The organism is Cystobacter fuscus DSM 2262, assembly GCF_000335475.2.
In the GTDB taxonomy this organism is placed as follows: Bacteria; Myxococcota; Myxococcia; order Myxococcales; family Myxococcaceae; genus Cystobacter; species Cystobacter fuscus.
Genome location: NZ_ANAH02000005.1, coordinates 343155 through 369901, shown reverse-complemented (window position 1 = coordinate 369901; position 26747 = coordinate 343155). Strand labels below are relative to the sequence as shown.

General features: G+C 68.5%; 24 protein-coding genes. 12 read left to right on the top strand and 12 right to left on the bottom strand.

Annotated elements, in window-relative coordinates:
• The first annotated feature begins 627 nt into the window (after positions 1-627).
• On the top strand, positions 628-1107 hold the full coding sequence (locus tag D187_RS56335; protein ID WP_162159632.1) for a tetratricopeptide repeat protein: 480 nt from the start codon (positions 628-630) through the stop codon (positions 1105-1107).
• A gap of 35 nt (positions 1108-1142) precedes the next feature.
• On the opposite strand, the gene D187_RS09060 is transcribed toward D187_RS56335, so the two are convergent.
• Entirely contained in the window at positions 1143-1757 is a 615-nt protein-coding gene (locus D187_RS09060; RefSeq protein ID WP_002623426.1) for an SRPBCC family protein, read from the bottom strand.
• Between the two features lie 182 nt (positions 1758-1939).
• Here D187_RS09060 and D187_RS09055 point away from each other — a divergent pair, with 182 nt between their 5' ends.
• On the top strand, positions 1940-4861 hold the full coding sequence (locus D187_RS09055; protein ID WP_002623430.1) for a hybrid sensor histidine kinase/response regulator: 2922 nt from the start codon (positions 1940-1942) through the stop codon (positions 4859-4861).
• A gap of 45 nt (positions 4862-4906) precedes the next feature.
• Here the strand turns inward: D187_RS09055 and D187_RS09050 are convergent, their stop codons facing one another.
• The 4 genes from D187_RS09050 to D187_RS09040 form a co-directional block, all read right to left on the bottom strand.
• Positions 4907-6283, bottom strand: a complete 1377-nt coding sequence (locus D187_RS09050) for an L-serine ammonia-lyase (protein WP_002623431.1) — start codon at positions 6281-6283, stop codon at positions 4907-4909.
• Between the two features lie 196 nt (positions 6284-6479).
• Positions 6480-6926, bottom strand: a complete 447-nt coding sequence (locus tag D187_RS09045; RefSeq protein WP_155893259.1) for a hypothetical protein — start codon at positions 6924-6926, stop codon at positions 6480-6482.
• Positions 6851-7066 (bottom strand): helix-turn-helix domain-containing protein, encoded by a 216-nt coding sequence (locus D187_RS57620; protein WP_076606122.1) that lies wholly within the window; start codon positions 7064-7066, stop codon positions 6851-6853. The genes D187_RS09045 and D187_RS57620 overlap by 76 nt, the downstream gene beginning before the upstream one ends.
• Positions 7023-7367: a DUF2845 domain-containing protein gene (locus D187_RS09040; protein ID WP_002623434.1), complete on the bottom strand. Its 345-nt coding sequence runs from the start codon at positions 7365-7367 to the stop codon at positions 7023-7025. The genes D187_RS57620 and D187_RS09040 overlap by 44 nt, the downstream gene beginning before the upstream one ends.
• 95 nt (positions 7368-7462) lie before the next feature.
• Here D187_RS09040 and D187_RS09035 point away from each other — a divergent pair, with 95 nt between their 5' ends.
• Both D187_RS09035 and D187_RS09030 read left to right on the top strand, forming a co-directional pair.
• Positions 7463-8098 (top strand): hypothetical protein, encoded by a 636-nt coding sequence (locus tag D187_RS09035; RefSeq protein ID WP_155893258.1) that lies wholly within the window; start codon positions 7463-7465, stop codon positions 8096-8098.
• 57 nt (positions 8099-8155) lie between these two features.
• Positions 8156-8647, top strand: a complete 492-nt coding sequence (locus tag D187_RS09030; RefSeq protein ID WP_002623436.1) for a VOC family protein — start codon at positions 8156-8158, stop codon at positions 8645-8647.
• An 18-nt stretch (positions 8648-8665) separates the two neighbouring features.
• Here D187_RS09030 and D187_RS09025 read toward each other — a convergent pair whose 3' ends face one another.
• From D187_RS09025 to D187_RS09015, 3 genes are all read right to left on the bottom strand, one after another.
• Entirely contained in the window at positions 8666-10234 is a 1569-nt protein-coding gene (locus tag D187_RS09025; RefSeq protein WP_002623437.1) for a serine hydrolase domain-containing protein, read from the bottom strand.
• A 223-nt stretch (positions 10235-10457) separates the two neighbouring features.
• On the bottom strand, positions 10458-11492 hold the full coding sequence (locus D187_RS09020) for an Ldh family oxidoreductase (RefSeq protein WP_002623439.1): 1035 nt from the start codon (positions 11490-11492) through the stop codon (positions 10458-10460).
• Positions 11374-12840, bottom strand: coding sequence for a Tm-1-like ATP-binding domain-containing protein (locus D187_RS09015; RefSeq protein WP_211241481.1), 1467 nt, complete (start codon positions 12838-12840; stop codon positions 11374-11376). The genes D187_RS09020 and D187_RS09015 overlap by 119 nt, the downstream gene beginning before the upstream one ends.
• A 242-nt stretch (positions 12841-13082) precedes the next feature.
• Here D187_RS09015 and D187_RS09010 point away from each other — a divergent pair, with 242 nt between their 5' ends.
• The gene (locus tag D187_RS09010) at positions 13083-13916 is read left to right on the top strand and encodes an Ig-like domain-containing protein (protein WP_020917894.1); all 834 of its coding nucleotides are present in this window, start codon (positions 13083-13085) and stop codon (positions 13914-13916) included.
• A 36-nt stretch (positions 13917-13952) separates the two neighbouring features.
• Here D187_RS09010 and D187_RS09005 read toward each other — a convergent pair whose 3' ends face one another.
• The 3 genes from D187_RS09005 to D187_RS08995 all read right to left on the bottom strand — a co-directional run bounded on the left by D187_RS09005 (position 13953) and on the right by D187_RS08995 (position 16721).
• Positions 13953-14774: a carboxypeptidase regulatory-like domain-containing protein gene (locus D187_RS09005; RefSeq protein ID WP_002623442.1), complete on the bottom strand. Its 822-nt coding sequence runs from the start codon at positions 14772-14774 to the stop codon at positions 13953-13955.
• Positions 14775-14871: 97 nt separating this feature from the next.
• Positions 14872-15789, bottom strand: coding sequence for a gluzincin family metallopeptidase (locus tag D187_RS09000; protein ID WP_043428938.1), 918 nt, complete (start codon positions 15787-15789; stop codon positions 14872-14874).
• Positions 15786-16721 (bottom strand): alkaline phosphatase family protein, encoded by a 936-nt coding sequence (locus D187_RS08995; protein ID WP_043429096.1) that lies wholly within the window; start codon positions 16719-16721, stop codon positions 15786-15788. Before D187_RS08995 ends, D187_RS09000 begins: the two co-directional genes overlap by 4 nt.
• Before the next feature lie 24 nt (positions 16722-16745).
• On the opposite strand from D187_RS08995, the gene D187_RS08990 reads away from it, so the two are divergent.
• Positions 16746-17828: a DUF4388 domain-containing protein gene (locus tag D187_RS08990; RefSeq protein WP_020917893.1), complete on the top strand. Its 1083-nt coding sequence runs from the start codon at positions 16746-16748 to the stop codon at positions 17826-17828.
• 15 nt (positions 17829-17843) lie between these two features.
• Here the strand turns inward: D187_RS08990 and D187_RS08985 are convergent, their stop codons facing one another.
• The gene (locus D187_RS08985; RefSeq protein WP_002623446.1) at positions 17844-19091 is read right to left on the bottom strand and encodes a dipeptidase; all 1248 of its coding nucleotides are present in this window, start codon (positions 19089-19091) and stop codon (positions 17844-17846) included.
• A 189-nt stretch (positions 19092-19280) separates the two neighbouring features.
• Between D187_RS08985 and D187_RS08980 the strand changes: the two genes are divergently transcribed.
• The 6 genes from D187_RS08980 to D187_RS08950 all read left to right on the top strand — a co-directional run bounded on the left by D187_RS08980 (position 19281) and on the right by D187_RS08950 (position 26734).
• Positions 19281-21035 carry a carbohydrate-binding module family 20 domain-containing protein gene (locus D187_RS08980; protein ID WP_002623447.1) on the top strand — a complete coding sequence of 585 codons (1755 nt, stop codon included), beginning with the start codon at positions 19281-19283 and terminating at the stop codon, positions 21033-21035.
• Positions 21036-21946: 911 nt separating this feature from the next.
• Positions 21947-22900: an amino acid ABC transporter substrate-binding protein gene (locus D187_RS08975; protein WP_002623448.1), complete on the top strand. Its 954-nt coding sequence runs from the start codon at positions 21947-21949 to the stop codon at positions 22898-22900.
• Positions 22901-22914: 14 nt separating this feature from the next.
• Positions 22915-23829, top strand: a complete 915-nt coding sequence (locus D187_RS08970) for a DMT family transporter (RefSeq protein ID WP_002623449.1) — start codon at positions 22915-22917, stop codon at positions 23827-23829.
• Positions 23826-24353: a cobalamin-dependent protein gene (locus tag D187_RS08965; RefSeq protein ID WP_002623450.1), complete on the top strand. Its 528-nt coding sequence runs from the start codon at positions 23826-23828 to the stop codon at positions 24351-24353. The genes D187_RS08970 and D187_RS08965 overlap by 4 nt, the downstream gene beginning before the upstream one ends.
• Positions 24354-24367: 14 nt before the next feature.
• Complete coding sequence (locus D187_RS08960) at positions 24368-25423, top strand: aspartate-semialdehyde dehydrogenase (RefSeq protein ID WP_002623451.1); 1056 nt, start codon at positions 24368-24370, stop codon at positions 25421-25423.
• Between the two features lie 225 nt (positions 25424-25648).
• Positions 25649-26734 carry an amino acid kinase family protein gene (locus D187_RS08950; RefSeq protein ID WP_002623453.1) on the top strand — a complete coding sequence of 362 codons (1086 nt, stop codon included), beginning with the start codon at positions 25649-25651 and terminating at the stop codon, positions 26732-26734.
• The last annotated feature ends 13 nt before the right edge of the window (positions 26735-26747 follow it).

Here is a 26747-nt window from a genome sequence, read left to right as displayed (position 1 = left end):
GGTCGCGAGGGGGAACTGGAAATCCAGGATCACCCGGCTCGGCATTTTTTTACGGAGTCAAATGTACAACGGGGATTGCGGTTTGTCCGCAACGCATCAGACGCCAAAGCGAGAAACTTATTTTCGGGGGCTGTGTCCGGCTAACAACCAGTCTGTCTGAAATCGTGCAGCGTGAATGTTCTCACCACGAGGCCGACCGCGAGCGGAGTTCCAGCTTCTGTTTTCTCACTTTCATATAGTCCACGCCAGAGGGTAGCGATTGCGCCGCCTGTTCCTCTCATCCAATCGTCGACGCTTCCCGGCACTGGCGGCTCGGGTTGCAGCACAATCGTATTTTTAATGACAATGCTCTCCTCCCGCGGTTCCTCGTGGGATGAAGGGGGCATGGGTGGGAACGTGTGCCCCTTGTTCCCCTGGGATGGCGTCCAGGGAGCGGGTCATTCCCAACCGGAGGTGGGTTGGCGTGGCCCCAGGGGAGGGGCACGAGCTTGTCTGGAATTGAGGGCTCGAGCCCTCGCGCGGAGGCAGGGCACTGCGCTGGCGGGTGTTTGTGATACACCGGCGGCGCGGTGGGCCGCGCCCGCATGGGAAGGATTGCGCGGCGACACGGTGGATGAGGAGGAAGGGATGCAAGGCATTTGGAGGGCGGTGTGGCTGTCGTTCCTGCTGGGGGCCTGCGCGGAGAAGCCCGCGCCGCCCGCCGCGCAGGACAAGAGCGCGGCGGCGCTGGCGGCGCAGGACGCGGCCTGCCCGGGCGGGACGGTGAAGGGATGTGTGGAAGCGGGCGCCGAGGCCGAGCGCAAGGGCGAGGTGACGCGCGCCGTCGAGCTGTACACACGCGGCTGCGAGGCGGGCGTGGCCCGGGTGTGCAATGTGTTGGGGACGCTCGTCTGGCAGGGGCGCGGCGTGAGCGCGGATCCCGCGCGTGCCTATTCCCTCTACATGCGGGCGTGTGAGGGGGGCGACGCGGCGGGCTGCTTCAGCGCCGCCATCTGCCACCGCACGGGCGCGTGCGCCGAGAAGAACGACGCCGAGGCCACGAAGCTGTTGCGGCGCGCCTGTGAGGGGGGGGACTCCCGCGCCTGCGCCAATCTGGGTGGACGCTGAGGCGCGGGTTCGAGGCGCGCGCTCCCCTCATCCCCTTAGGGTGATGGGGCGGGTGGGGCCTGTTGGGCCTTCTCCTCGGAGCGCGCCTTGATCAACGCGTCCCGCTCGCGCCGGTTGTTCGCCTCGGTCTCGGACACCGCGACGAGGGCCTTCAATCCCTGGTCGAGCTCCTCGCCCCGCCGCGCCTCCATATCGGTGAACAGGAACCGGACCTTGTCCAGCCAGGACAGTTGCCCCTCCTGGCTCCAGTGCAGCAGCACGCCCCCGGTGGTGGGTTGGAAGGAGAAGTCGAGCGTGCTCGTGGAGGGCCGGGGCGCGAGGCGCTCGAAGCGCACGCGGATGAACTCGTGGGGCCGGCTCTCCAGCACGGTCACGCGCCCCTTGCCCGCCTGTGCGTTGCCCGCCCAGGTGTAGACGGCCTCGGGGCCCGCGATGGGCCCGTCGAAGTGGCGCTTCATGCCCGGCTCGAGCGCGTCCCAGGGGGACCACAGGCGCCAGCGGTGCAGATCATTCACCAGGGCGAAGGGAATCTCGGCGGGCGCGGCGAAGGTCCTGACGCGTTCGGTCCGGTAGGCCGAGGGCCGAGAAGCCACCAGGGAGGCGAAACCCACCACCGCCACTCCCAGTGCGAGAGAAATCCGCTTGATCATCCTGTCTCCTGTTCTCCGGATGGCGACCCAGGGGGGATGAGACTGTACACCACCCTTGTTCCAGGCTTTTTTTGGGAGAACACCCGAGCCCATCCGAGTCGCCGCCCATCATGTTCGCCGGTCCGAGTGAAATGCACGCGCGCATTCGCGCACACGATTGGTCCGCGAGCAGCCTGGGGCCGATGGACGCCTGGCCCGAGAGCTTGAAGGCCCTGGTGCGCACGATGCTCTCGTCGCGCTACCCCATGATCCTCACGTGGGGGCCGTCCTTCCTCCAGTTCTACAACGATGCCTACTCGAAGCTGATCGGCGACAAGCACCCGGCGGCGCTGGGGCTCGACATCCGCGTCACCATGGCCGAGGCGTGGGACACGCTCGGGCCGATGATCCACCAGGTGATGGCCACCGGCGTGGCGAACTGGACGCCCGCCCTGATGCTCCTGCTGGAGCGCTCGGGCTACCGCGAGGAGTCCTATTTCAGCGTCTCGCATTCCCCCGCCGAGGATGACACGGGGCGCATCGTCGGCATGTTCGCCGTCTGCAGCGAGGTGACCCAGCAGCTGCTCGGGGAGCGGAGGCTGCGGCTCCTGAGGGATCTGGCCTCCCGGGCGGCGGTGACCCGGAGCGTCGCGAAGACCTGCGAGGAGGTCGTCACCGCCATCGCCGAGCACCCCCTGGATGTGCCCTTCGCGCTGCTGTACCTGCGCGATCCGGACGGCAAGGGGTTCACCCGTCACGGCGTCATTGGCCTGGAGGAGAACGCGGCGGCGTGTCCGCTCCGGGTGGAGGGCAGGGACGGCGAGCCGGTGTGGCCCCTGGCCCGCGCCGCCGAGGGCGAGACGGTGCTCGTCGAGGACGTGGAGCGCCGCGTCACGCTGACGGGGGGCCCGTTCGAGGATCCGGTCCGCACGGCGGTGGTGATGCCGGTGGCCGCCGCGGGCCAGAGCGCTCCGCTGGGCGTGCTCGTGACGGGGCTCAGCCCCAATCGGGCGCTCGACGAGGGCTACCGCTCCTTCCTCGAGCTGCTGGTGGGCCAGGTGTCGGTGGCGCTGCGCAATGCCCGCGCCCACGAGGAGGAGCGTCGGCGCGCGGAGGCCCTGGCGGAGCTCGATCGCGCCAAGACGGCCTTCTTCAGCAACATCAGCCACGAGTTCCGCACGCCCCTGACGTTGATGCTGGGGCCCACGCAGGATCTGCTCACCGGGCGAGCGGGCCCGCTGCCCGAGGCGATCCGCACCGAGCTGGAGGCGCTCCACCGCAACGCGGGGCGGCTGCTGCGGCTCGTCAACACGTTGCTGGACTTCTCCCGGTTGGAGGCGGGGCGGATGGAGGCCAGCTTCGCTCCCGCCGACTTCTCCACGCTCTGCGCGGACCTCGCGGGCACCTTCCGCTCGGCGGTGGAGCGCGCGGGGCTCCAGCTCCTCGTGAGCTGCCCGCCGTTGTCCCAGCCCGTCTATCTGGATGGCGAGCTCTGGGAGAAGGTCGTCCTCAACCTCGTCTCCAACGCCTTCAAGTTCACCCACAAGGGGAGCATCTTGGTGCGCACCTTCGAGCGGGACGGGTGCGCCGTCCTCGAGGTGCGCGACACGGGAACGGGCATCCCGGCCGTGGAGCTGCCGCGCCTCTTCGAGCGCTTCCACCGGGTGAAGGACGCGCATGCCCGGACGCACGAGGGCTCGGGCATCGGGCTCGCGCTGGTGCACGAGTTGGTGGGGCTTCACGGAGGACGGGTGAAGGTGGACAGCATCGAGGGTCAGGGAGCGACGTTCACCGTCGAGGTGCCCCTGGGCTTCGCGCACCTGCCCGAGGAGCGGGTTCGCGCCACGCGGGTGCTGCCCTCCACCGCGACCGGTGCCGGCCCCTACGTCGAGGAGGCGCTGCGTTGGTCCGTCCAGGAGCTCGCCGAGGCACCGCCCGTCGCGCCCGAGCCGAACCGGCCTCGCGCCCGGGTGCTCCTCGCGGACGACAACGCGGACGTACGCGACTACCTCCACCGGGTGCTGTCCGCCGGGTTCGAGGTGCAGACGGTGGCGGATGGCCAGGCGGCCCTGGAAGTGGCCCTGGCCCACCCGCCCGATCTCGTCATCTCCGACGTGATGATGCCCCGGCTGGATGGTGTGGGGCTCTTGCGTGCCCTGCGTGCCGCTCCCCATACCAAGGAGCTGCCCATCCTCCTGCTGTCGGCCCGCGCCGGGGAAGAGGCCACGCTCGAGGGCCTCGAGTCCGGAGCGGATGACTACCTCGTCAAGCCCTTCTCCGCCCGGGAGTTGCTCACCCGGGTGCGTGCCCACCTCGAGCGCGCGCGCATGCGCCGGGAGGTGGCCCGGGAACGGGCCCAGGTGGAGCACCTCCTGGAGGCCGTGCGGGCCCGGGACGACTTCCTGTCCGTGGCCTCCCATGAGCTGAAGACACCGCTCACCATCTTCCAGCTCCAGATTGGCGCCATCGAGCGGAGCCTGAACGCGTCCTCCCAGCCCGGGATTGGCGAGCGGTTGGACACGGCGCGCCGCTCCGCGCGCCGGCTGGCCGGGCTCATCGAGACGTTGCTGGACGTGTCGCAGCTCACCACGGGCCGCATGCAACTGTCGCGGGCCCAGGTGGAGCTGGGAGAGCTCGTGCGCGGCGTGGTGCTCGCCCACCAGGGCGAGGCCCGGCGGCAGGGCTGCACGGTGCGGCTCCAGCTCGAGGGCTCCCTGGAGGGCTTCTTCGATCGGGAGCGCATGGAGCAGGTGTTCCACCACCTGCTGTCCAATGCCTTGAAGTTCGGCGCGGGCCACCCCGTGGACGTCACCCTGCGCGAGGAAGGCGGGGGGGTGACGCTCTCGGTCGTCGACCATGGCATCGGCATCCCGGCGGTCGACCGACAGCGCGTCTTCGAGCGGTTCGAGCGGGCCGTGCCAGTGCGCAACTACGGCGGCCTCGGGCTGGGCCTCTGGGTCATCCGTCAGGTGGTCGAGGCCCACCATGGGCACATCCGCATCGAGGAGACGCCAGGTGGGGGCGCGACGTTCCACGTCCACGTGCCACGCCATGGTCCGCTCGCGCCCTCCGGCCTGTCCGCGTCCGAGGTGCCCGGGGGCAAGGGCCGCGACGTGGTGAACTGACACGCGGAGAGCCAATGTCCGGGCCCTCCGCCGGGTCCGCCGCCGTCAGCACTCGATGATGTTCACGGCGAGGCCGCCGCGAGCGGTCTCCTTGTACTTGGTCATCATGTCCGCGCCCGTCTGGCGCATCGTCGAGATGACCTTGTCGAGGGAGACCTTGTGCTTGCCATCTCCCTGGAGCGCCAGCCGCGCGGCGTTGATGGCCTTGATGGAGCCCATGGCGTTGCGCTCGATGCAGGGCACCTGGACGAGCCCGCCGATGGGATCACACGTGAGGCCCAGGTTGTGCTCCATGCCGATCTCCGCCGCGTTCTCCACCTGCTCGGGCGTGCCGCCCATCACCTCGGCGAGCGCCGCGGCCGCCATGGAGCACGCCACGCCGACCTCGCCCTGGCAGCCCACCTCGGCGCCGGAGATGGAGGCGTTGAGCTTGTAGAGCATGCCGATGGCTCCCGCGGCGAGCAGGAAGCGGACGGCCCCCTCGTCGTCCGCGTTCGGCACGAAGCGCCGGTAGTAGTGGAGCACCGCCGGCACGATGCCCGCCGCGCCATTGGTGGGCGCCGTCACCACGCGCCCTCCCGCCGCGTTCTCCTCGTTCACCGCGAGCGCGTAGAGGTTCACCCAGTCCATGGCCATGAGCGGATCCGCGCCGCGCATGTCCCCCTTGAGCTTGCGGTGGATGGCCGCCGCGCGGCGCTTCACCTTGAGCCCGCCCGGCAGCAGACCCTCGCGCTCGCAGCCGCGCTTGACGCACGCCTGCATGACCTCCCAGATGCGCAACAGGCCCGCGCGCACCTGGGCCTCGGAGCGCAGCGCCTTCTCGTTCTCCATCATCAACGTGCTGATGCTCAGCCCGTGCTGCTGGCAGAGCGCGAGCAGCTCCGCGCCCGTCTTGAAGGGGTAGGGCAGGCTCGCCTCGCGCACGCCCGCCGAGGGGGCCGCGGTGCCGTCGTCATTCACGACGAAGCCTCCGCCCACCGAATAATAGGAGCGGGTGATGGACTCGCCGCGCCGGGCGAGCCCCGCGGTGAAGCGCATGCCATTGGGGTGGCGCGGCAGCGACTGCCGCTTGTGGAAGACGATGTCCTCGGAGGGCTTGAACTTCACCGGCTGCTGGCCGAGCAGCTTCAACCGCGCGCTCTCCACCACGCCGGAGATGCGAGCGGGGACGGCGTCGCAGTCGACCTCCTCGGGGCGCTCGCCCTCCAGCCCGAGGATGACCGCGACGTCACTGCCGTGACCCTTGCCGGTGTGTCCCAACGAGCCGAAGAGCTCCACCTTCACGGAGTCGACTCCGTCCAGGCCTCCAGCCTCCCGCGCGACGGTCTCCACGAACTGACGTGCCGCACGCATCGGCCCCACGGTGTGGGAACTCGAGGGGCCAATACCAATGCTGAACATGTCGAACACACTGAGTGACAAGGAACGCCTCCCGCCCAACGGCTGGCGTTCCTATAACCCAAGCGGATGGGGCAATGCTGCCCGGGGGTGTTCGACGCATGACGACGCACCGTGTCTGACGGAGCGCGTCAGCTCGCCATGAATTCATTCACGAATGAAGCATCTGGAGTTCCCCGCGACGGAGAACCCCAGGCGGGCGGACGCTGAATCGAGTGACTCAGTGCCCCGAGGCCTGCGAGCCCATCATCTCCTCGGGGAGGATGGGATCATGGATGGGCAGCTGCCAGCGCTGGCCGTTCGACGGAGGGCTCTTCGCCACGGTGTTCCCCCGGGTGAGCTGGCGTACGCCACAGACCACGAGGGACACCAGCCCCAGGGTCATGGCTCCCGACACGGCGTTCCGGAGGAGGATCGGGCGCATTGCGCGCAATCCCCAGAAGCTCACGGGGAGGACATAGGTGGGAATGGCAATCAGGCCCGCGAGCGTGAGCATGCGGCGCTGACTGGGCGACAGGTTCGAGATGGCGGAGAGGTCCATGGTGCCCCACAACGTGGGTTGGGAAGGGGCTCCTGGGAAGGGGCCCTCGATCAGGATCCGGGTGTTCCAGGGAATGCACCTCCACCGGGTGGACGAGGGGTTGCCCGCCCGCCTGGGCTGGGGCATCCATGCTCCGGCTCGCGCTCGAGCTGGCGCACCTGCGCGGTGACGGCCGGCCGCGACAGGTGCGGCAGCCGCGAGGCCGCGGACACCTGTCCCGTCCTAGCGGCCGTAGCCGCCGCTGCGCACGTCGACGAGCCGGCCATTCTCGAACACCGCCACCTGCATCAGGCGCGAGGGGCCGAAGTTGTACGTCCACTCCTCGATCGTCTTCTGCACGGTGTGCTCCTGGGTGCTGCCGCCCTGCTCGTCGCGGGTGCGCGTCTTCTCACCCACGGTCTCCGTGCGGCTCTCCTTCGCCATCGGCTCTCCGCAGCGCATCAGGACATCCGACTTGGAGGCTCCGTCCGAGGCCAGTTGGTTGCCGCAGCGCAGCGTGGCCGCTTCACCCCGGACCGGGAGCAGGAGACAGGTGGAGACAGTCAGGGTCAGCAGGAGGGCGCGCATGGAATGGACTCCGAGGAAAATCGTTCCCGAGGATGCGCCGGACGCCTCCGGGTGAAAGGATATTCATCGTCCGCGACGCCCCGGGAGGTCCACCCATGACAGCACGGAACGAGGGCTTGAGGCTGATGGTGTACGACCGCACCTGCGCGGGGCGGTGGGGTCTGCCCGGGCTCACCGCCTCGTGGCGCGTGGGCAGCGTGCTGTACCGCGCCCTGGGCCGGCTCGATGACTGGCGCGGCGTCGCGAGCTGGCCCGAGGCCCTGGACTGGTTGCTCGCCCGTTCGGTGGAGCGGCGCATCGCGGAGATCCAGTACTGGGGCCATGGCACGTGGGGACGCGCCCTCGTCAAGCGCGAGTCGCTGGATGTCCAGGCGCTCGCGCCGCGTCATCCGTGGCGGGCGCGGCTGGAGGCACTGCGCGAGCGGCTCGTCCCGGGGGGCGAGGCGCTCTGGTGGTTCCGGACCTGCGAGACGTTCGGGACGGCCCGGGGCCATGCCTTCGCCAGGGCGTGGACACGCTTCTTCGACTGCCGCGCCGCGGGACACACCTATGTCATCGGGCCCTGGCAGAGCGGCCTGCACTCCCTGGCTCCCGGAGAGGAGCCCTCGTGGCCGGTGAAGGAGGGGCTGCGCCCGGGGGAGGAAGCGGGTGCACGCACCGCGCGCATGTCGGGTCCTCGAGAACCCAACACCATCACCTGTCTGCACGGCCAGGTACCGCCGGGCTTCTGACAGGGCGGAGCGCGGGTCCTTGCCTGGACGGGGCCCGCTCTGCGACGGTGCTTCGTCATGAGCACACGACCGTTTCGTATCCTGGGCCTCCAGCAGGTGGCCATCGGTGGGGCCGACAAGGCGCCCCTGCGCAAGCTCTGGGTGGACCTGTTGGGGCTCACACCCCATGGCACCTACCGCAGTGAGCGCGAGAACGTGGACGAGGACATCGTCATCGCGGGCACCGGCCCCTTCCGGGTCGAGGTGGACCTGATGCAGCCGGTGGATCCCAATGGCAAGCCGCGCGTGCACGACCCCGCCCTCAACCACCTGGGCCTGTGGGTGGATGATCTGCGCGCGGCCGTGACCTGGCTGGAAGGGCAGGGCGTGCGCTTCGCCCCCGGGGGCATCCGCAAGGGCGCGGCCGGCTTCGACGTGACCTTCATTCACCCCAAGGGCAACGAGCAGTTCCCCCTCGGCGGCGAGGGCGTGCTGATCGAACTGGTGCAGGCCCCCGTGGAAGTCATCTCCGCGTTCGACACGCTCGCCAGGGGCGCCCTGGCGCATTGAGCCTCGGCGCCGTGCTCCTCAGGGCGTGAGGCGGCGCAGCTCCGCGCGCAACGACTCGTCGAAGCGCAGGGTCTCGGGGCAGCCCCGGGACTCGCACACGGCCAGGTAGTCGTTGAAGAAGGCGAGCGGGCCGCGCGAGGAGTAGCCGCGCAGCTGCTCGGCCCCGAGCGCCTCTTCCAGGGTGCGCGCCATGTGGGCCCCCACCTGGATGAAGAGCTCGTCCCCGCGGGGCTCGTGGGCGGCGAGGATGCGCGCGCGTGCCGCGGCGGGCTCCCGGGCGATGGTGGCCCGATCCAGCAGCCGCGTCACCCGTGCGAAGGCCTCCGGGAGTCCGGCCGCCTCGGGGAGCGTCCCGGGCCCGTGCGCCGCCCAGTGGTGGTACGCGAGCCCGTAACCGAAGACCCGGCCCAGCCCCTCGTTCACCAGCGCGTCCACGGAGTCGCGCAGGCGGGCGTTCAGCCGGTGCTCCTCTCCCTCGAGCAGCCGCGCGATGAGCCCGTACGCGATGCGCTTGAGCGGCGCGGCCTGGCCCTCCACGTTGCTCGTGAGCGCCAGGGCCACGTCCTCCCCGGGCAAGAGCAGCAGCAGCGTCGAGGTCTCCGGCTGTGCTCCCGAGTGGGCCACCACGTAGTGGCCCCGGAGCGGCCAGGTCGCGAAGCCCATGCCGTAGTCGGTGAGCCGCCCGTCCCGCGTGCTCATCGAGCGCTGCATCTCCCCGGTGCTCTCTCTCGACACCAGGCGGTAGTCGAGCAGCGACTTCCCGAAGCCGAGCAGATCCTCGATGGACGCGCGCGTGCCGCCTCCCGCGAACCGGCCCGACACGTCGACCTTCTTGGAGGGCACGAGCCGCCCGTCCCGGAGCCGGTAGCCCGCCGCGTGGTGCTCGTCGCGCGTGCGGCGATCATCCAGCGCCGCGTGCACCATGCCCGCGGGGCCGAAGACGTGCGCCTGGAGGTACTCACCATAGGACTGGCCCGAGGCGGCCTCGATGGCGGCGCCCAGCAGGTTGTAGGCCCAGGTGCTGTAGAGGAAGCGGGTGCCCGGTTCGGCCTCCAGCTCATAGCCCGCCACCAGCGCCACCGCCCCCGCCGTGTCGAGCGGCCCGGTGTCCTGGCTCGGGCCGAGGCGACCGTAGTTCGTCACCCCGCCCAGGTGTCCGAGCAGTTGCCGGGGCGTCACCGGCCAGCGTCGCTCGGGCCAGGAGGGCACCCACGTGCGGATGTCCGCATCCAGGTCGAGCAGGCCCCGCTCCACGAGCTGCATCACCGCCACGGCCGTGAAGGACTTGGTGAGTGACGCCATGCGCCACGTGGTCCTCGGTGTCGCCGGCAGGCCCTGGGCCACGTCTCTCTGGCCATAGGCGCCCACCCAACGCTGGTCGCCCCGCAGCACCCCCACGGCGAGCCCCGCGTGCGGCTCCCGCTGCAGCTCCGCGCGGACGAACGCGTCGAGCGCCCGCTCCAGCTCCTCGGAGAAGGGCCTCGTGCTGGCCCGGGCCGGGACCACGGGCCGCTCGCACAGGGGCACCCGGGGGGAGGCTCCGGCCGGGAGGCCGAGCAGGAGCAGCAGCAGCGGCCACGCCTTCACCGGACGACTCCACGGGGGGACCGGATTCCGAGGGGCGCGGGTACTTGGGGCGGCGTTGTCCATTCCACTCGCCCGCGATGATACCCACCTGGGCGCGCCGGGCGCTACGGACGCGGGGTCACCTGGTGGATCGGCGCCGTATCGCCCTCGATGCTCGCTCCCAGGCGGAGCGTCCAGGTGGCCTCGCGCACACGGGCTTCCTCGTTGGCGGACGCCGCGCCCATCACCCGCGTGTCGATGAGCTCGTGGGTTGGTTCAGCAATGCCCTGACATCCGCCAGCAGCGCATCCGGCACCTCGACGCCCTGGGCATCGCTACGTGCCCGTGCTTCGAAGCGCCGCTGCGAGGGCAGGCGCGCCCCCTGGGCCTGGATGCCGGCGAACAGGGCTTCGGCGCGCTGTTGGTACTCGGCCACCGCGGGGCCCAGGAAGCGCTGGGGATCCAGGGCCAGGATCAGCTCCCCGTGATAGGGCAAGGCGCCGCTGCCGCCGTCGTGCGCCGAGGATTCCGGACTGGTGAGGTCACCGATGAGCGGACCGGCGAGCAGCTCGATCATGGCCGACAGGGCCGAGCCCTTGTGGCCGCCGAAGGTCAGCAGGGCTCCCTCCTCCAGCACGGTGCGCGCGTCCTGGCTGGGCTCGCCCTGGGCATCCACGCCCCAGCCGTCTGGCAGTGGCTTGCCGGCCCGGCGGTGCAGTTCGATCTCCCCCCGGGCCACGGCGCTGGTGGCGAAGTCGAAGACGAAAGGCTCCCGACCGGCTCGGGGCCAGCCGAAGGCGAGGGGATTGGTACCGAACAGCGGCCGCCGTCCGCCAGCCGGGGCGACATAGGCCTGGGTGGGATTGCAGGCCAGGGCCACCAGGCCGCGCGCCGTCAGCGCCTCGATCTCTATCCACAGGGCCGAGAAGTGCACGCAGCGATTGATGGCCAGGGCGGCGAGGCCATTGCGCCGGGCCTTCTCTTCCAACAAGGGCAGGCCGACGGCGAAGGCCAACTGCGAGAATCCGCCACGCGCATCCACCTTGACGATGGCCGGCGCCACGTCGTGTACCTCGGGCACCGCGTCTGGCACCACCTTGCCGGCCTTGAGGGTGGCGACGATGCCCAGCAGCCGATAAAGGCCATGGGCGGCGCATTCGTCACGCTGGCCGGCCACCAGGGTCGCGGCGATGGCCCGCAGCTGGTCTTCGATGAAACCGTGGTGGCGCAGCACCGCCTCGGCGAGCTGGCGCAATTCGTCTAGGGCCATTCGGGCCATGGCAAAGCTCCTTTGCGAAGCCCGGACTATGCCGCAGACCCAGGTGAGGCGCTTTCGAAAGAGGGCGTCGATTCCGCCAGAAGCCCCCTTGCTCTTCGGCACCTGGGACTATCGGGCCCCCTTTCTCCCTTCGGGAGGGACGATTCCCGTTGCCCATGCCAGCAACTGGTCGGACGGACCGGGTCCGACGGGGCCACTGTTCAAGCCCGGCGATGTCAGACGAGCCTGGCCAAGGCCTCGAGTCCCGCCGCGAAGGTGTTCCGACCGACCTGCTCGCGCAGCTTCGGCAGGTCATCCGTCCGGCACTCGAACTCGGCCCACCATCCTCGGGCAGGAAGAAGCGCACGGGCGCATGGCAGGCGTTCAGCTTGCGTCCGATCCACTCGCCCATCGCCCGGTTCTCCGCCGGCGTCGTGCGCATCAACGTGACTTGCGGATTGTGCACGTGGAGCGTCCGGCCGCGGTATCGCTCCGGGACCGTGTCCAGCGCGCCGAAGTTCACCATGTCCAGCGCACCGCAGCTCCCGACGTAGGGAATACCGGCTCGCGCCACGGCGTCCAACCGCTGCTCGCCAGCGCTGAAGATTCCACCCATCAACAGGTCACAAACCTCGGTGGTCGTCACGTCGAGGATTCCCACCAGCAGGTGCGAGGCGGCGAGCTTCTCCATCGCCCGCCCGCCCGTGCCGGTGGCATGGAAGACCAGGCAGTCGTAGTCGGCTTCGAGCGCTCGCGCGACCTGGGTGACGCAGGGGGTCGTCACACCGAACATGGTGAGTCCCAGCGCCGGCTTGCTGTCCTCCCGTGGGAGGTCGCGTCCCACCATGCCGGCGACCGCGTGCGCCGCGTTGCCGAGGACCCGGCGGGAGATCTGATGGAGGCCGGCGACGTCGGTGACCGAGTACATCATGCAGATGTCCGTCTCGCCCACATAGGGCGCCACGTTGCCGGACGCGACCGTGGACACGAGCACCTTGGGGACTCCCACCGGCAGGGCCCGCATGCCCGGCGCGATGATGGCCGTGCCGCAGGAGCCGCCGAGCCCGATCATCCCGGAGATGTCGGTACGACCCTCCACGAAGTGGAGGAACGCATCCGCCATGCGCGATACCGCCAGGCCCCGGTCGTCGATGCCAAGTACCGCGACCGCCCCGTCCGGGTGGTGCGCCGCCACCTCCCGCGCCGAGACATCGGCGGGAATGGCGGGTGGCCGCGTACCCACGTCCACGGTGACCGTACGCAGACCGGCCGCCGAGACCAGCCCGCGCACGAAGCCCAGTTCGGCGCCCTTGGTGTCATGGCAACCGACGACGTAGACAGTCGCGGCGCTCCCCGTCCCGCTTCGCATGTTCGGGTCTCTCCCTCCTCAGTGCACTCCCGGTGTGTCCGTGGAGAAAAAGGACACCTGCTCGTCCACGTCGTCCCTTCTGTCCACACCCGGCGGATCCTCTCCAGGCGAGCGGCCCCTGGAACATGGATTGCTGAGGCATCCCGGGTTTTATCACCCGGGTCCTTGGGACCCCAAAGTTCCCGCACATCCAACGTCCATCCAATGCTCGTCCTCCCAGACGAGCGCGAGGCACATTCATCATGAAGAGGTTGTTCAATCCGCTCCTGGCCACGTCCGTCATCCTGCTCGCCTCCGCCTGCCAGAAGGTGGAGCGCATCGAAGTGAAGCCGGAGAAGGTGGAGCTGTCCGAGGCGGGCCAGAGCGTCACCCTGGAGCCCCAGGCCCTCACCGGCAAGGGCGAGCCGGTGGACAAGGAGAAGGCGAAGTTCCTCTTCTCCTCCAGCGATGGGCAGATCGCCACGGTGGACCCCGCCGGCAAGGTGACGGCGGTGAAGAGCGGCTCGGTCACCATCACCACGAAGTCCGACGAGGTGAGCGCCACGACGCCCGTGGAGATCTCCATCCCCTCGGAGATCGTCCTGACGGGCGCGCCTTTCACCCTCACGGGCCTGGGCTCGGAGACGACGCTCACGGCCGAGGTGAAGGATGACGCGGGCCGGCCCGTGCAGGGGGCGAAGCTGGAGTTCGCGAGCGCCGACGCCAACGTGGTGGCGGTGGAGGGCAACAAGCTGACGGCCAAGGCCGTGGGCACCACGAACGTGACCATCACCTCCGGTGCGCTCAAGCAGACCGCCGAGGTCACCGTGAAGCTGCCCGAGGTGGCCTCCGTGGCCTTCGAGACCGTGCCGGCCACGCTCAAGGTGGGCGAGAGCACGCCCGTCGTGGCGATCGCCAAGGGCGGCGATGGCGCCGCCATCCAGGGCGTCTCCTTCACCTACACCACGAGCAACGAGAAGATCTTCACCGTGGACGCGGCCGGCACGGTGCAGCCGGTGAAGCCGGGCTCCGCCACCCTCAAGGCCGAGGGCGGCGGCAAGAGCGCCGAGGTGCAGCTCACCATCAAGAAGAAGTAGACGGCGGGCGAGGGCCCGGGGGGGCGGCGCGGGGAGCTACTTCGCCGCCACGAACTCGAAGGAGACCTCGGCCTCCTGGCCCTCCTTCACCGTCACCTGGGCCGTCTTCGTCCCCAGCGTCTCGTGCCACGCGCCCAGGGTGTACGTGCCCGGGGGCACGCCCTCGATGCGGAACTGGCCCTCCTCATCCGAGGTGTTGAAGTACGCGTTCGGGTTCACCACCACCCACGCCGTCATCCACGGGTGGATGTCGCACTTGAGGCGGATGACCTCCGCCTCCGACGGAGGCTGGGCCTCCTTCGTCTTCAGGGGCGGCTGCGTCACGTTGAAGAGCTGCTTGCCGCCGGACGTGCCGCGCACGTTGTGCAGCGTGCTGTCGCTGTTCATGAGCACGATGGGCTGACCGGCGACGGCGCCCTGGACGCGGGGCTTGTACGTGCAGCGGTTCTGGTCCACCACCACCATCTGGTCCGGCGGCGTCTGGGACTGGCCGGGCACCTCGCCCTGCACCCGCACCAGGACGTTGGCCAGCTTGCCCGCCTTCACCTGGACGGGTTGATCCACCAGATCCATCCCATCGCAGTTGGGATCCGTGCCCGGGGTGATGGGCGCGGGCGGGGGCGGCGTGCCCTTGAACGTGACCACTCCCCGGATGGTGCCACCGCCCTTGGGCGCCTGGGCGCTCTCCTCCTGGGGCACGGCCACGTCCTCGGACAGGTGCTGGGCCTTGATGGTGGGGGGAGCCGGAGCCTGGGCGGCGGGAGCGGGCACGGACGTGGCCTCCTCCTTCTGGCAGGCCATGGTCGCGGAGAGCCCCAGGGCGCCAAGCACCGTCAAGCTCAGTGTACGCAGCTTCATCTTGCAGTCTCCTCACACACCAGGGGACGCGAGGGGGACGCGCGCCTGGGTGGGGATGGTCCGGACCCGTCGTAACAGAAACGGACCGGGGGGCCAATCACGGTGGGTGTGACTCCCCCGATGCGGCAGGGGGGTCTCCGAGGGGGCGGGCATCGGCGGGGGGCCGAGGCGGCGACCGCCCGCCGCGAAATCCCCGCCACTTCACGTAGAGGGTGAAGTCGCGCACGAAGGCGTCCGGTGACAACCCGATGGCGGCCTCGAAGGCCTCCGGGAAGGCCGCTCCCCCCTTCATCTCGCGCATCACGCCGCGCACCGCCTCCTCGCCATAGCGCCGCACGAGGAAGGTGAAGGCGTGGTGCGCCACGCCGTACACGAGGTTCGACTCGTCGCGGTAGAGCCCCTCGGGCTTGCGCAGGGGATCCGTCTCGGGATGGCGCTCGAGGTAGCGAGCGAGCTCCTCCAGCGAGCCCCACCGGTACGTCTGCTCCGCCGTGTACGAGGCCATGCCCTCGCGAAACCACAAGGGGATGCGCTTGCGCGACCAGCCGAGGCGATCCGCCGAGAGCTGGTACATCAGGCTGTGGGTGATCTCGTGCACCAGTAGCTCGTTCAACTGGGCCGGCGAGGCTCCGGCGAGGCCCCAGGTGGAGGGCGCCTGGATGAACACCTCGTCATAGCGGCCCCAGGCGCGCAGCCACCCCAGGCCCTCCTGCCGCACGGCGGCTTCCAGGCTCTCGTGATCGGGAAACACCCGGAGGGTGAGGGGCTCGCGCAGCGTCCCCCAGCGCTCCAGCCGGGGCAGGGCCGCGTCCACCGCCCGCACCAGCCGGGTCAGCTCCCGCTCGTCTTCCGGGGCGTACTCGATGCGGTAGTGGCCCGTGGGGCTCTCCCAACTCGACGAGAGCGCCACCTCGCCCACCGCGAACCGCCGGAAGCTGGCACACCCCGTCAGCGTGAGCAGGAGCCCCAGCGCCACCGCCCCCAACACCCCACGCCCTTCCTCGCGCCCCTTCATGCTCCACCCCACCAACGCAGCACCGCGCGGCCCACGTCCGCCACGGTGGCCAGGGACTCCAGTTCGGGCGCTGGCGGTCCAAAATAGAGCACGGGCACCGGGTGCAGGGTGTGTGAACGTGTGGACAAATCTTCCACGTTGCCGTGGTCGCTGCACACGAGCACGCGGGCATCGGCCGGGCGGCGGGCGACGACGGCGCGGGCGAAGGCATCGAAGGTGTCCAGGGCGTCGCGGGCGGCGGCGAAGTCCTGGGCATGGCCCGCCTCGTCCGCCAGGTAGTGCTCGAAGAAGGTGAAGTCGGCTTCGCCGGCGATGCGCCAGAAGACCTCGGCGGCCTCGTCGGGCGTGCGCGTGGGTACGTCCAGGTCGCGCGAGCGGGCCCGGGCGCCGGTGATGTCATGGGGGAGGGCGAGTCCCGCGCGGGCGTCGTCCAGGGTGCGCAGGGGGACGCCGCCCGCGGCGAAGGCGAGTGTACTGGCCGAGGCCTTCAAGCGGCGCAGGGCGGCCGGGGGGAGGGTGAACTCGGGGGCGCTGGCCGAGGGGCGCCGGGGCAGCTTCAGGGCATCCAGGTAGGCCACGGGGTAGCAGTTGGCGAAGGTGGCGGTGCGGCCGGTGTCCACCAGGTGTTTGACGAGCGAGTGCCGCGCGAGAATCTCGCGCAGGGGGGCATCCGGATAGCCGAGGACGTGCCGGCCGATGAGCGCGGGGGCGGGCTGCCCGGTGAGGAGGGCGGTCTGATTGGAAGCGGACTGGGGACGGCCGGCGATCCCGAAGGTGGTGTCCACTGGGAAGCACTGGCCGGCCCCGGGGAGCGAGCGGGGCGGGGCATCCTGGAACCAGGAGAGCAGGTGGTCGCGCCCGGAGAGCGGATTGATGTCCGGGTCGTTTCGTCCAATGCCAACCCCATCGATGAAGAGGACCGCGACGCGCATGGCGGAGAACTGTAAGAGATGGCCATGGCCCTTCACGGTGATTTCTCCAGCTTCCCGCTTCCCGAGCTTCTCCAATGGTTGGACAGCTCCCGAAAGACCGGCACGCTCCAACTGCTCTCCTGGGAGGGCGGTGAGCGCTCGCTCTTCCTGCTCTCGGGGCAGGTGTTGGCCATCGCCAACGAGGGGCTCCGGGGCCGGGTGGCCCGGGTGCTCGCCCTGGCGAAGCTGGCGGATGGGGCGGCGGTGCTCTCGGCGCTCAAGGCGCTGCCGGTGGATGGCGAGAACCTCGAGTCCGTCTTCCAGTCCCACCACGTGGAGCCCAAGCTGGTGCGCGAGCTGGTGCGCGAGGAGATGCTCGGCTCCATGGTGGACCAGACGCGTGGCGGACATGGCGCCTTCCACTGGACGGAGGACCTGGACCGCTCGGGCGAGGAGTGGGCGCCGTGCGAGATGAGCCTGCGCGAGCTGCTCTTCGAGTCGCTGCGTTGGGTGGATGAGCAGGCGGACGTGGACCGGGTGCTGCCGGGGGATGCGCTGACGGTGCGCTCGCTCGTGGCGCCGAGCCCGCGTCAGCCGCTGATGCACCGCATCCTGCTCACCCTGTGCACGGGGGGGCAGAACCTGGGGCGGCTGAGGCTGTCGCTCGGCCTGTCGCGCTCGTCCACCACGCGCCGCGTCTTCGAGATGATGCGCGCCAAACAGGTGGAGGTGGAGGGCGCGCCGGAGGTGGTGGTGGATCCGGTGACGGACATGCTGGAGAAGGGCGCGGTGCTGGTGCGCGAGCGGCAGTTCGACGCGACGGAGCTGGTGTGCGCGACGCTGCTGGCGAGCGATCCGACGGACCGGCGCGTGCGCGAGTTCGCGCGCATGGCGCACAGCGAGCACGTGGCGTCGCTCTACGCCGCGCTGCCCCCCTTGAGCGTGCCGGTGCTGTCGCCGGACGCCGAGGAGCTGTCGCTGCTCAAGCCCGAGGAGCGGCAGGTGGTGGGCCTCATCAACGGCAACTGGGACGTGTCCACCCTGGTGCTGGCCAGCCCCGCGCGCGAGCTGGAGACGCTCAAGACGCTCGCCAAGCTCATGCGCATGGGCCTCTTGCGCATGCGCTGAGCGTCCGTCCGGGACTCAGGGCCGGGCGGCGGCCTCCACCTGCCGCCACACGCGGAAGACATTGCCCGAGGCGAGCTTCTCGAGCTCCGCCTCGCCATGGCCGCGCTCGAGCAGCACCCGGAAGAGGTTGGGGTAGCGCGACACGTCCTCGAGTCCCACGGGAAGGGTGGGGCCCACGCCGTCGAAGTCCGAGCCGAGCCCCACGTGCTCGATGCCCACGAGCTTCACCACGTGCTCGATGTGGTCGGCCACGTCCTCGACGCGCGCCCGGGGAAACGGGTGCTCGCGCAGCCAGTTCTCGATGAACGTCTTGACCTCGGGGCTCTCCCGCGTCAGGCCCCGCTGCTGGATGAAGGCCAGGGCCTCCGCGCGCAGCTTCTTCTCATGGTCTTGCGAGGCCTGGAGGAGGAAGCCCGAGCCGAAGCTGATCATCACCACGCCCCCCTTGGCGGCGATGGCGCGGATGAGCTCGTCACTGAGGTTGCGCTCGAAGCCGGGCGTGAAGTGACGGCACGAGGAGTGGGAGGCGATGACGGGCTGCTGGCTCGTCTCCAACACCTGGCGGATGGTGGCGTCCGACAGGTGCGACACGTCCACCATGATGCCCACGCGGTTCATCTCCGCCACCACCTGCCTGCCCAGGGGGCTCAGCCCGTTCCAGCGGTGCTCGCCCTCGGCGTAGGAGGAGTCACCGAGCAGGTTGTCCGCCGAGTGCGTCAGGGTGATGTAGCGCACGCCGCGCTTCTGGAAGTGGGCGACGTTGGCCACCGAGTCCTCCAGCGCGGAGCCATTCTCGATGCCCATCGCGAAGGAGATCTTCCCCTCGCCCGTGTTGCGGCGTGCCTCGTCCACCGAGCGCGCCAGGGCGAACTTGTCCGGGGACGCGCGGGCGAGCTTCTCCACCATGTCGATCAGCGAGTCCGCCAGGGCCTTCGAGGCACCGGCCGTCTTCTGGAGCTCCGCGGGGATGTAGATGGACATGAAGGGCACGTCCAGCCCGCCCTCCACCGCGCGGGGGTAGTCGAAGTCTCCCCCGGCGGTGCGCTGGGAGATGTCCTCGGTGGGCTCGCCCCCGGGACCCAGCTTCTCCTGGAGCCGGTAGGGCACGTCGATATGGCCATCGGCGATGATGAGCCGGTGGGCGAGTTCTCGTCCGCGCTCGGTGGAATCCCCGGGCGGGGGGGCTGGCCGCGTGAGGGCCTCATGTGTGCAGGACACGGCGGTGAGCAGGACGAGGCCCAGCAGGGGCAGGGGGGTTCTCATGGCCGGGGCTTAGAACAGCGGGCTCACACGTGCCAGCGCTGCTGAATCGAGTCTCCCAACACTTTCCGAGAATGACGCGCGAGGTCAACGAAAGCGGGCTTCTAGGGTCTCGCCCGTTCTTCTGGACAGTCGTGTCCAGGAGGAACAGCGTCCTGTGTCGTCTATTCCCCCTGCACCCAGGTGAAGAGCATGAGTAACGCGGTGAACAAGCGTGGTGGAGTGCTGAGCGCCCTTGGATGCGCGCTCGCGCTGAGCGTGTCCGGAACGGCGGAAGCGGGTGTCTACGTCCACCTGTTCGAGTGGAAATGGCCAGACGTGGCCCGTGAATGCGAGACATTCCTCGGGCCCAAGGGCTACACGGGTGTCCAGGTGTCTCCACCCAACGAGCACATCACCGGCACGCAGTGGTGGACCCGCTATCAGCCGGTCAGCTACCGGTTGGACTCGCGCGGCGGAACCCGGGCGCAGTTCATCGACATGGTGCAGCGCTGCAACGCGGCCGGGGTGGCCGTCTATGCCGACCTCGTCATCAACCACACGGCGTCCTACGGGGCCAGTGGTTCCAGCACGGGGGTCGCGGGCACGAAGTGGAGTACGCGCAGCCACCCCATGTACGGCTCCAACGACTATCACACCCCCATCTGCAGCATCAGCAACTACCAGGATGCCTACAACGTCCAGAACTGCGATCTGAGCGGCCTGCCGGATCTGAACACGGGCTCCAGCTACGTGCAGCAGACGCTGGCCAACTACATCAACGATCTGACCTCCATTGGCGTGAAGGGCTTCCGGGTCGATGCCGCCAAGCACATGTCGCCGGGAGACATCTCCGGCATCCGCAACCGCATGACCGGCTCGCCCTTCATCTTCCTGGAGGTGATCGATCTGGGCGGCGAGGCGGTCACCGCCAGCCAGTACTTCGGCCTCGGCTCGGTGACCGAGTTCAAGTACAGCGCGAAGATCGGCGAGCAGTTCAAGATCGGCCAGCTCAAGAACCTGAAGACCTTCGGTGAGAGCTGGGGTTTCATGTCCAGCGGCAAGGCGGTGGTGTTCACCGACAACCACGACAACCAGCGGGGCCACGGGGCGGGCGGCGCCAACATCCTGACCTACAAGGACGGCAGCCTGTACAACCTGGCCAACGTCTTCATGCTGGGCTGGCCGTATGGCTATCCGCAGGTGATGTCCAGCTACTCCTTCAGCAACACGGACGCGGGGCCCCCGGGCTCGTCCGTCCACAATGGCACGTCCGTGAATTGCTTCGGCGAGTGGCAGTGCGAGCACCGCTGGCGCGAGATCTCCAACATGGTCCGCTTCCGCGCGGTGACCGAGGGCACGGCCGTCTCCAACTGGTGGGACAACGGCAACAACCAGATCGCCTTCGCCCGCGCTGGCAAGGGCTTCGTGGTCGTCAACCGCGAGGGGGGCGCCCTCAACCGCTCCTTCGCCACGAGCCTGCCGGCCGGCACCTACTGCAACGTGCTCTCCGGTGACTTCAACAACGGCACCTGCACGGGCAGCACCGTCACGGTGGACGGCAGCGGCAACGCGACCTTCAACGTGGCGGCCATGACCTCGGCCGCCATCCACGTGGGGGCCGTCGTCTCCGGCGGTGGCAATCCGAACCCGAATCCGAACCCGGGCAGCGTCACCGTCAACTTCACGTGCAACAACGGGCAGACGTACATGGGCCAGAGCGTCTATGTCATCGGCAATCTCGGCGCCCTGGGCGCCTGGGCTCCCGCCAGCGCGGTGAAGCTCAACCCGGCGAGCTACCCCACCTGGACGGGCGCGATCTCCCTCCCGGCGAACACCGCCCTCGAGTGGAAGTGTCTCAAGCGCGAGGAGAGCAACCCGGCCAACGGCGTGCAGTGGCAGCCGGGGGACAACATCAAGTTGACCACGCCGTCCTCGGGCTCGGTGTCCACCACGGGTGGCTTCTAGTCTCCCACTCCCGCGACAGGGCCGCCGCGCGCACTCCCGCGCGGCTCACGCCCGCGGGGTAGCCCTTCTCCGCCCAGGCCCGCTCGAGGCGGAGCCTGGATGGGCGCGACCGGAGAAGTGGTGCTGGACGAAGTGATGGCGGACATGGTGTAGAAGAGTGTGGAAGAGGAATGACAGCGGAAGACGGCGTGACCTTCCCTCTCCTTCGCTGCTGCCCTCGGCGGAGGCCATTCAGTTCGCGAACGCGGCCTGTGGCGCTCGGGTGACGTCTCTCCATCTGTGCCATGTCTTTGTTACGCAAAGCATTCTCCGGCCCCTCCCGTTCCGGTTTGCTCCTTCATCGAGACCAGGCCGTACGCGGTTTTCTCCTCTCGCCACGCGTCGGTTTTTGTTTGTGGTCAAAGTAGGTTTACGGGCCACATGTGTGTGTCAGACAGGCGCTAGGAATGAGGCGCTTTTGGACGCCGCCAGGTGCCGTTGACTCGCGCGGGCCGGCGGACTGGGCATCCTCCTCCACTGCTTTCTCGTGCTCTGGCCGTTCGTGTCGCGCGCCTGGAGGAGGGCACTTTCCCTCGGGCGCTGCCCGGAGAAGCCGGAGGGTTTGATCCAAGGTTGTCACGGCGCGACCCCGAGCCATCCAACACACTGGGGCCGGTGGCTCCGCCGTCCTTTCCGTATTCCTGGAATTACCGCGAGAGCGTAGCAAGCGGAAAATCCAGCCCTCGGAACAAAATCCGTTCTAGGAGAATTAACTGGATGTTGCGTATCGAATATGTGTTGGGGTAGAACCCTTTGCGCCGCGCGCGGCTCTCGAGCAGAGCGGGTCTCGAGCGCATCGGGACTTCCGCCACCGAAATCCGCGCGAGCCGGGAACTCGAGCACGTCTCGCCCTTGATCGGGCTGGAAGAGTCATGACCAACGAAATGATCAAGACCATCAAGCAGCGGGGTCGGATTCGCTGTGGAGTCAGCCGTGGTATCTACGGCATGTCCTATCAGGAAGGACAGAGCTGGCGGGGCTTTGACGTCGACTTCGGGCGCGCCGTGGCCGCCGCGGTTCTTGGAGATGCGACGAAGGTCGACTTCATTTCTCTCAAACCCGAGGAGCGCTTCTCCGCCCTGAGGGATGAGACCGTCGATGTGCTCTGCTGCAACGCGACCTGCACCTTCTCTCGGGATTCGGCGCAGGGAATCACTTTCGCGGCCATGACCGTCTATGACGGAGAGACGATGCTGGTTCACCGGGATCTCGGTGTCACCAGCGTGCGGCAACTGAAGAACCCGACGGTCGCGCTTCAATCGGGAACGACCACGGACATCAATCTGCAGCGCTTCCTGCAGCAGCACGGCATCTCCTTCACCGGGCGCTACTACTCCACGCCCCAGGAGGCCCTGGACGGCTACGCGCGGCGCGAGTGCGATGCCTATGCCCTGGACCGCGTCCCGCTGACCGGCGAGCGCCTGCGTCTGCCCAATCCCGAGGAGCACATCATCGTTCCGGAGACTTTCTCCAAGGAGCCCATGGGCCCCGCGGTGAAGGCCGGTGACGGACTCTGGGAGAAGGTGGTCCGGTGGGTCATCTACCTGACCATCGAGGCCGAGGATGTGGGCGTGTCGTCCGAGAGCATCGACGCGCAGATCGCCGACAAGAACCCCGACGCGCTTCACCTTCTCAAGTCCGCGGACGCGGTCAGCTCTCATCTCCAGCTGGAACCGGGCTGGGCCCACCATGTCATCAAGCAGGTGGGCAACTACCACGAGATCTTCGAGCGTAACCTGGGAATGAAGTCCCGTCTCAAGCTCGAGCGCGGTATGAACGCGCTGTGGTCCAAAGGTGGCATTCTCTACGCTCCCCCCTTCAAGTGAGTCACACACACACCATGGATAATCAGCAGCAGCAGCAGCAGCAAAACAGGACGGGCGTCATTCAGCTGGTTTCGGCCATGGTGCTCTCGGGCACCATTGGAATCTTCGTCACCGAAGCCCACATGGACGCCTTCAACGTGGTGTTCTTCCGCTGCCTGTTCGGAGCCATCTGCCTGACGATCTTCTGTCTGGCCAAGGGGTTCTTCAAGCGCTCCTTCTTCACCAAGAAGACCACCGCGCTCATCGCGCTGGGCGGTGTGTGCATCGTCTTCAACTGGGTCTTCCTGTTCAAGTCCTACGGGCTGACCTCCATCACCATGGGGACCATCCTCTACCACACGCAGCCCTTCTACGTGGTCCTGCTCGGCGTCATCCTGTTCAAGGAGCGCATCTCGGCCAACAAGATCCTTTGGATCTGCCTGGCCTTCGTCGGCATGGTGTTCGTGACCAACCTGCAGGCCTCGGACCTCAAGGCGACCTACATCGAGGGCATCCTGTACTCGCTGGCGGCCGCGGTCCTCTACGGCATCGCCACCATCGTGGCCAAGCGGCTCAAGGGCATTCCTCCCCACCTGATCGCGCTGTGCCAGATCACCCTGGGCATGTTCCTGCTCTACCCGTTCACCACGCTGCAGAACGTCCCGACCGTGGGCACGCACTGGTACTACCTGGCCGGCCTGGGTCTGATCCACACCTGCATCATGTACATCCTGATGTACTCCTCCTACCAGAAGCTGGACACGACGAAGATCGCCGTCCTGTCCTTCATCTACCCCGCCGTGGCGCTGGTCATCGACTTCGCCGTCTACGGAACCCGGCTCGCTCCGATCCAGGGATTGGGCGTGGTCCTCATCTTCCTGAGCAGCATCGCGGTCAACCGCAACTGGAACTTCGCCTTCATCGGACCGAAGAAAGAGGCCCTGTCATGAACAATGAGATCTCGCATCTCCAGCCGCGAGGCTCTCGCGCTCCCGCTTCCAACTCCACGAAGACGGACTCCTCGCGGGGCACGGTGATCCTCGGAGTGGCCGCGAGCGACACCCACGTGGTGGCCAACCACCTGATCGCCCACATGCTGCGCGAGAATGGCTACACGGTGGTCAACCTCGGCGCGTGCACCCCCCTGCGCGACTTCATGGATGCCTACGCGAGCAACGAGAATGTGATCGCCATCGTCATCGGCAGCCTCAATGGGCACGCCAAGGATGACCTGCGGGGCCTGTTGGAGCTGAAGCAGGAGTACGGCGTGCGCTGCCCGGTGGTGCTCGGCGGCAACCTCTCGGTCGGCAGCCAGAAGGAGCTGGGCCTGGAGGAGTACTTCATGAAGCTGGGCGTGGACATCGTGCAGAACAGGCCGGAGCTGCTGGCCAAGCAGCTGCACCTCCTGTCGTCCACCAATTCCAAGAATACAGACAACGCCATGGCCGAGATGCGCCAGGCCGCTGGAATCTAGGGAGAACCTCGACAATGACGCAGAAGACGCAGCCTGTTGTGGCCATCGTGGGCGCCACTGGAGCCGTGGGTACGACCTTCCTCGAGCTGTTCGAGGAGCGTTCCTTCCAGTTCAAGGAACTGCACCTGGTGGCCTCGCCGCGCTCGGCGGGCAAGACCATCCAGTTCCGGGGCAAGTCGTACGAGATCAAGAACCTGGAGACCTTCGACTTCACCGGCATCGACATCGCCTTCTTCTCCGCGGGCACCTCCATCAGCAAGAAGTCCGCCCGCCGCGCGGCGCAGCAGGGCGCGCTGGTCATCGACAACACCAACGCCTTCCGCATGGACGCGGATACGCCGCTGGTGGTGCCGCAGGTGAACCGGCACCAGCTGCAGAACTGGCCGACGTCGGGCATCTACGCCAACCCCAACTGCGCCACCATCCCGGTGGTGCGCGCCCTCAAGCCGCTGGATCCGGTGTTCGGCGTCAAGAAGGTCATCATCAGCACCTACCAGGCCGCTTCGGGCCAGGGCCTCACGGGCATCGAGGAGCTGCGCGAGGGCACGCGCCAGCTGATTGCCGACGAGAAGAGCGTGGTGAAGGCCGAGCGCTTCCAGGTGCCGCTCGCCTTCAACCTCGTTCCCAACATCGACGCCATGCAGGAGACGGGCTTCACCCTGGAAGAGCAGAAGATGATCCAGGAGTCCCGGAAGATCATGGAGCGCCCGGACCTGTACGTGAGCAGCACCGCGGTGCGCGTCCCGGTCATCAACTGCCACTCCGAGGCCGTCTACTTCGAGTGCGAGCGGCCGCTGGAGCTGGAGCGCATGCTCGAGCTGCTGCGCGGCGGGGAAGAGCTGCAGGTCTATTACGGCCCGGGCGCGGAGAACTATCCGACGCCGCGCACGGTCCGTAACCAGAACGACGTGCATGTGGGCCGCATCCGCGTGGACGCGACCAACAAGAACGCCGGCTGGCTGTGGATCGTCTCCGACAACCTGCGTGTGGGCGCGGCGCTGAACGCGCTCCAGATCGCCGAGGAAGTCATCGCCAACGGTCTGCTGGCCCGCAAGCCGCTGGCCGCCTAGAGCACCCGGAGCGGGTCCGGCGCGAGCACTCCCATGGGAGTGCCGCCTGGACTCCGCCTCGGGAAGTGTTGAAACCCCTTCCAGCGGCGAAGCAGTCCCTCCTGGCGAGGCTCCTCCCGAAAGAGGCCTCGTCCACGGGAGACGTCCGCCCGGCCCTCGAGGCCGGGCCCGCCGCTGGCGCAGTGGAGCGTCAAGGAATCGTCCAGGGAGAGAGCGGGAAACACCATGCGGATTCAGGTCATGAAGTTCGGAGGCTCGTCCTTCGCCAGTGATGAGCACTTCCATCGCGTCGCCAGCTATATCCAGGGGCGGGTCGCCGAGGGAAACAAGGTCGCCCTGGTCGTCAGCGGACTGCCTGGCGCCACCGAGGCCCTGCGCGCCAAGTGTCTGTCCATCAATCCCGAGCCCTCGGGCGAGACGATTGACTGCCTCATTCCGTTGGCGGACACGATCGGTGCGGCCTACTGCCGGGCGGCGCTCGAGCGCCAGCGCGTCAAGGTGACCACCCTCTATTTCTCCCAGCTCGGCCTCCTGACGGACTCGAACTACTCGCGCGCCCGGATCCAGGAGTTCGATCCCACCCCGCTGCGCACCGCGCTGGAGACCCACGACGTGGTCGTGGTGCCCGGGGGACAGGCCCGCAACGCCCAGGGCCAGCAGATGTGGATGGGCAAGAACAGCTCGGATCTGTCCGCCGTCGCCGTGGCGGCCGCGCTCGGCGTCAAGGATTGCGAAATCTACTCCGACGTCTGCGGCGTCTACTCGTCGGACCCGAACCAGATCTCCGGTACCCAGCTGGTTCCGGAGATCTCCTACGACGCCGCCATCGACATGTCGCTGAGCGGCGCCAAGGTCATCCATCACGGCTCGGTCCGCTATGCCAAGCGCCACGGTGTGGAGATCGTCTGTCGCCTGAACCAGGATGACTTCCGGGTGGGCACGCGCATCGGGGAGAAGGGCGCCCCGGCCGTCCTCGTGCTGGATCAGCGCTCGGTCGTCCTGGAGTTCGCCGCCCAGGCCGAGCAGGAGCGCGCCGTGGCGGCACTGAGCGCCATCGAGGTGCCGTTCGTCGACATGGCGCGCCCGGGCGAGTCGCGGCTGGCGGTCACCTGCGGCTTCTTCGACGTGGAGCGGTTCCTCCGGGAGAACAATCTCCAGCCCCGGACGCTGGACCGCTACCTGGCCTCCGAGTTCCGGCGGGATGGGAGTGTGTCCCGCCACCTGCCCGAGAAGAGCACGGCGCAGGCGTTCTCCCAGCAGTTGCACGACCAGCTCTACTCCCAGCGCGGTCATCTCGGAAGCGCCGCCTAGGCGCCGTCTTCCA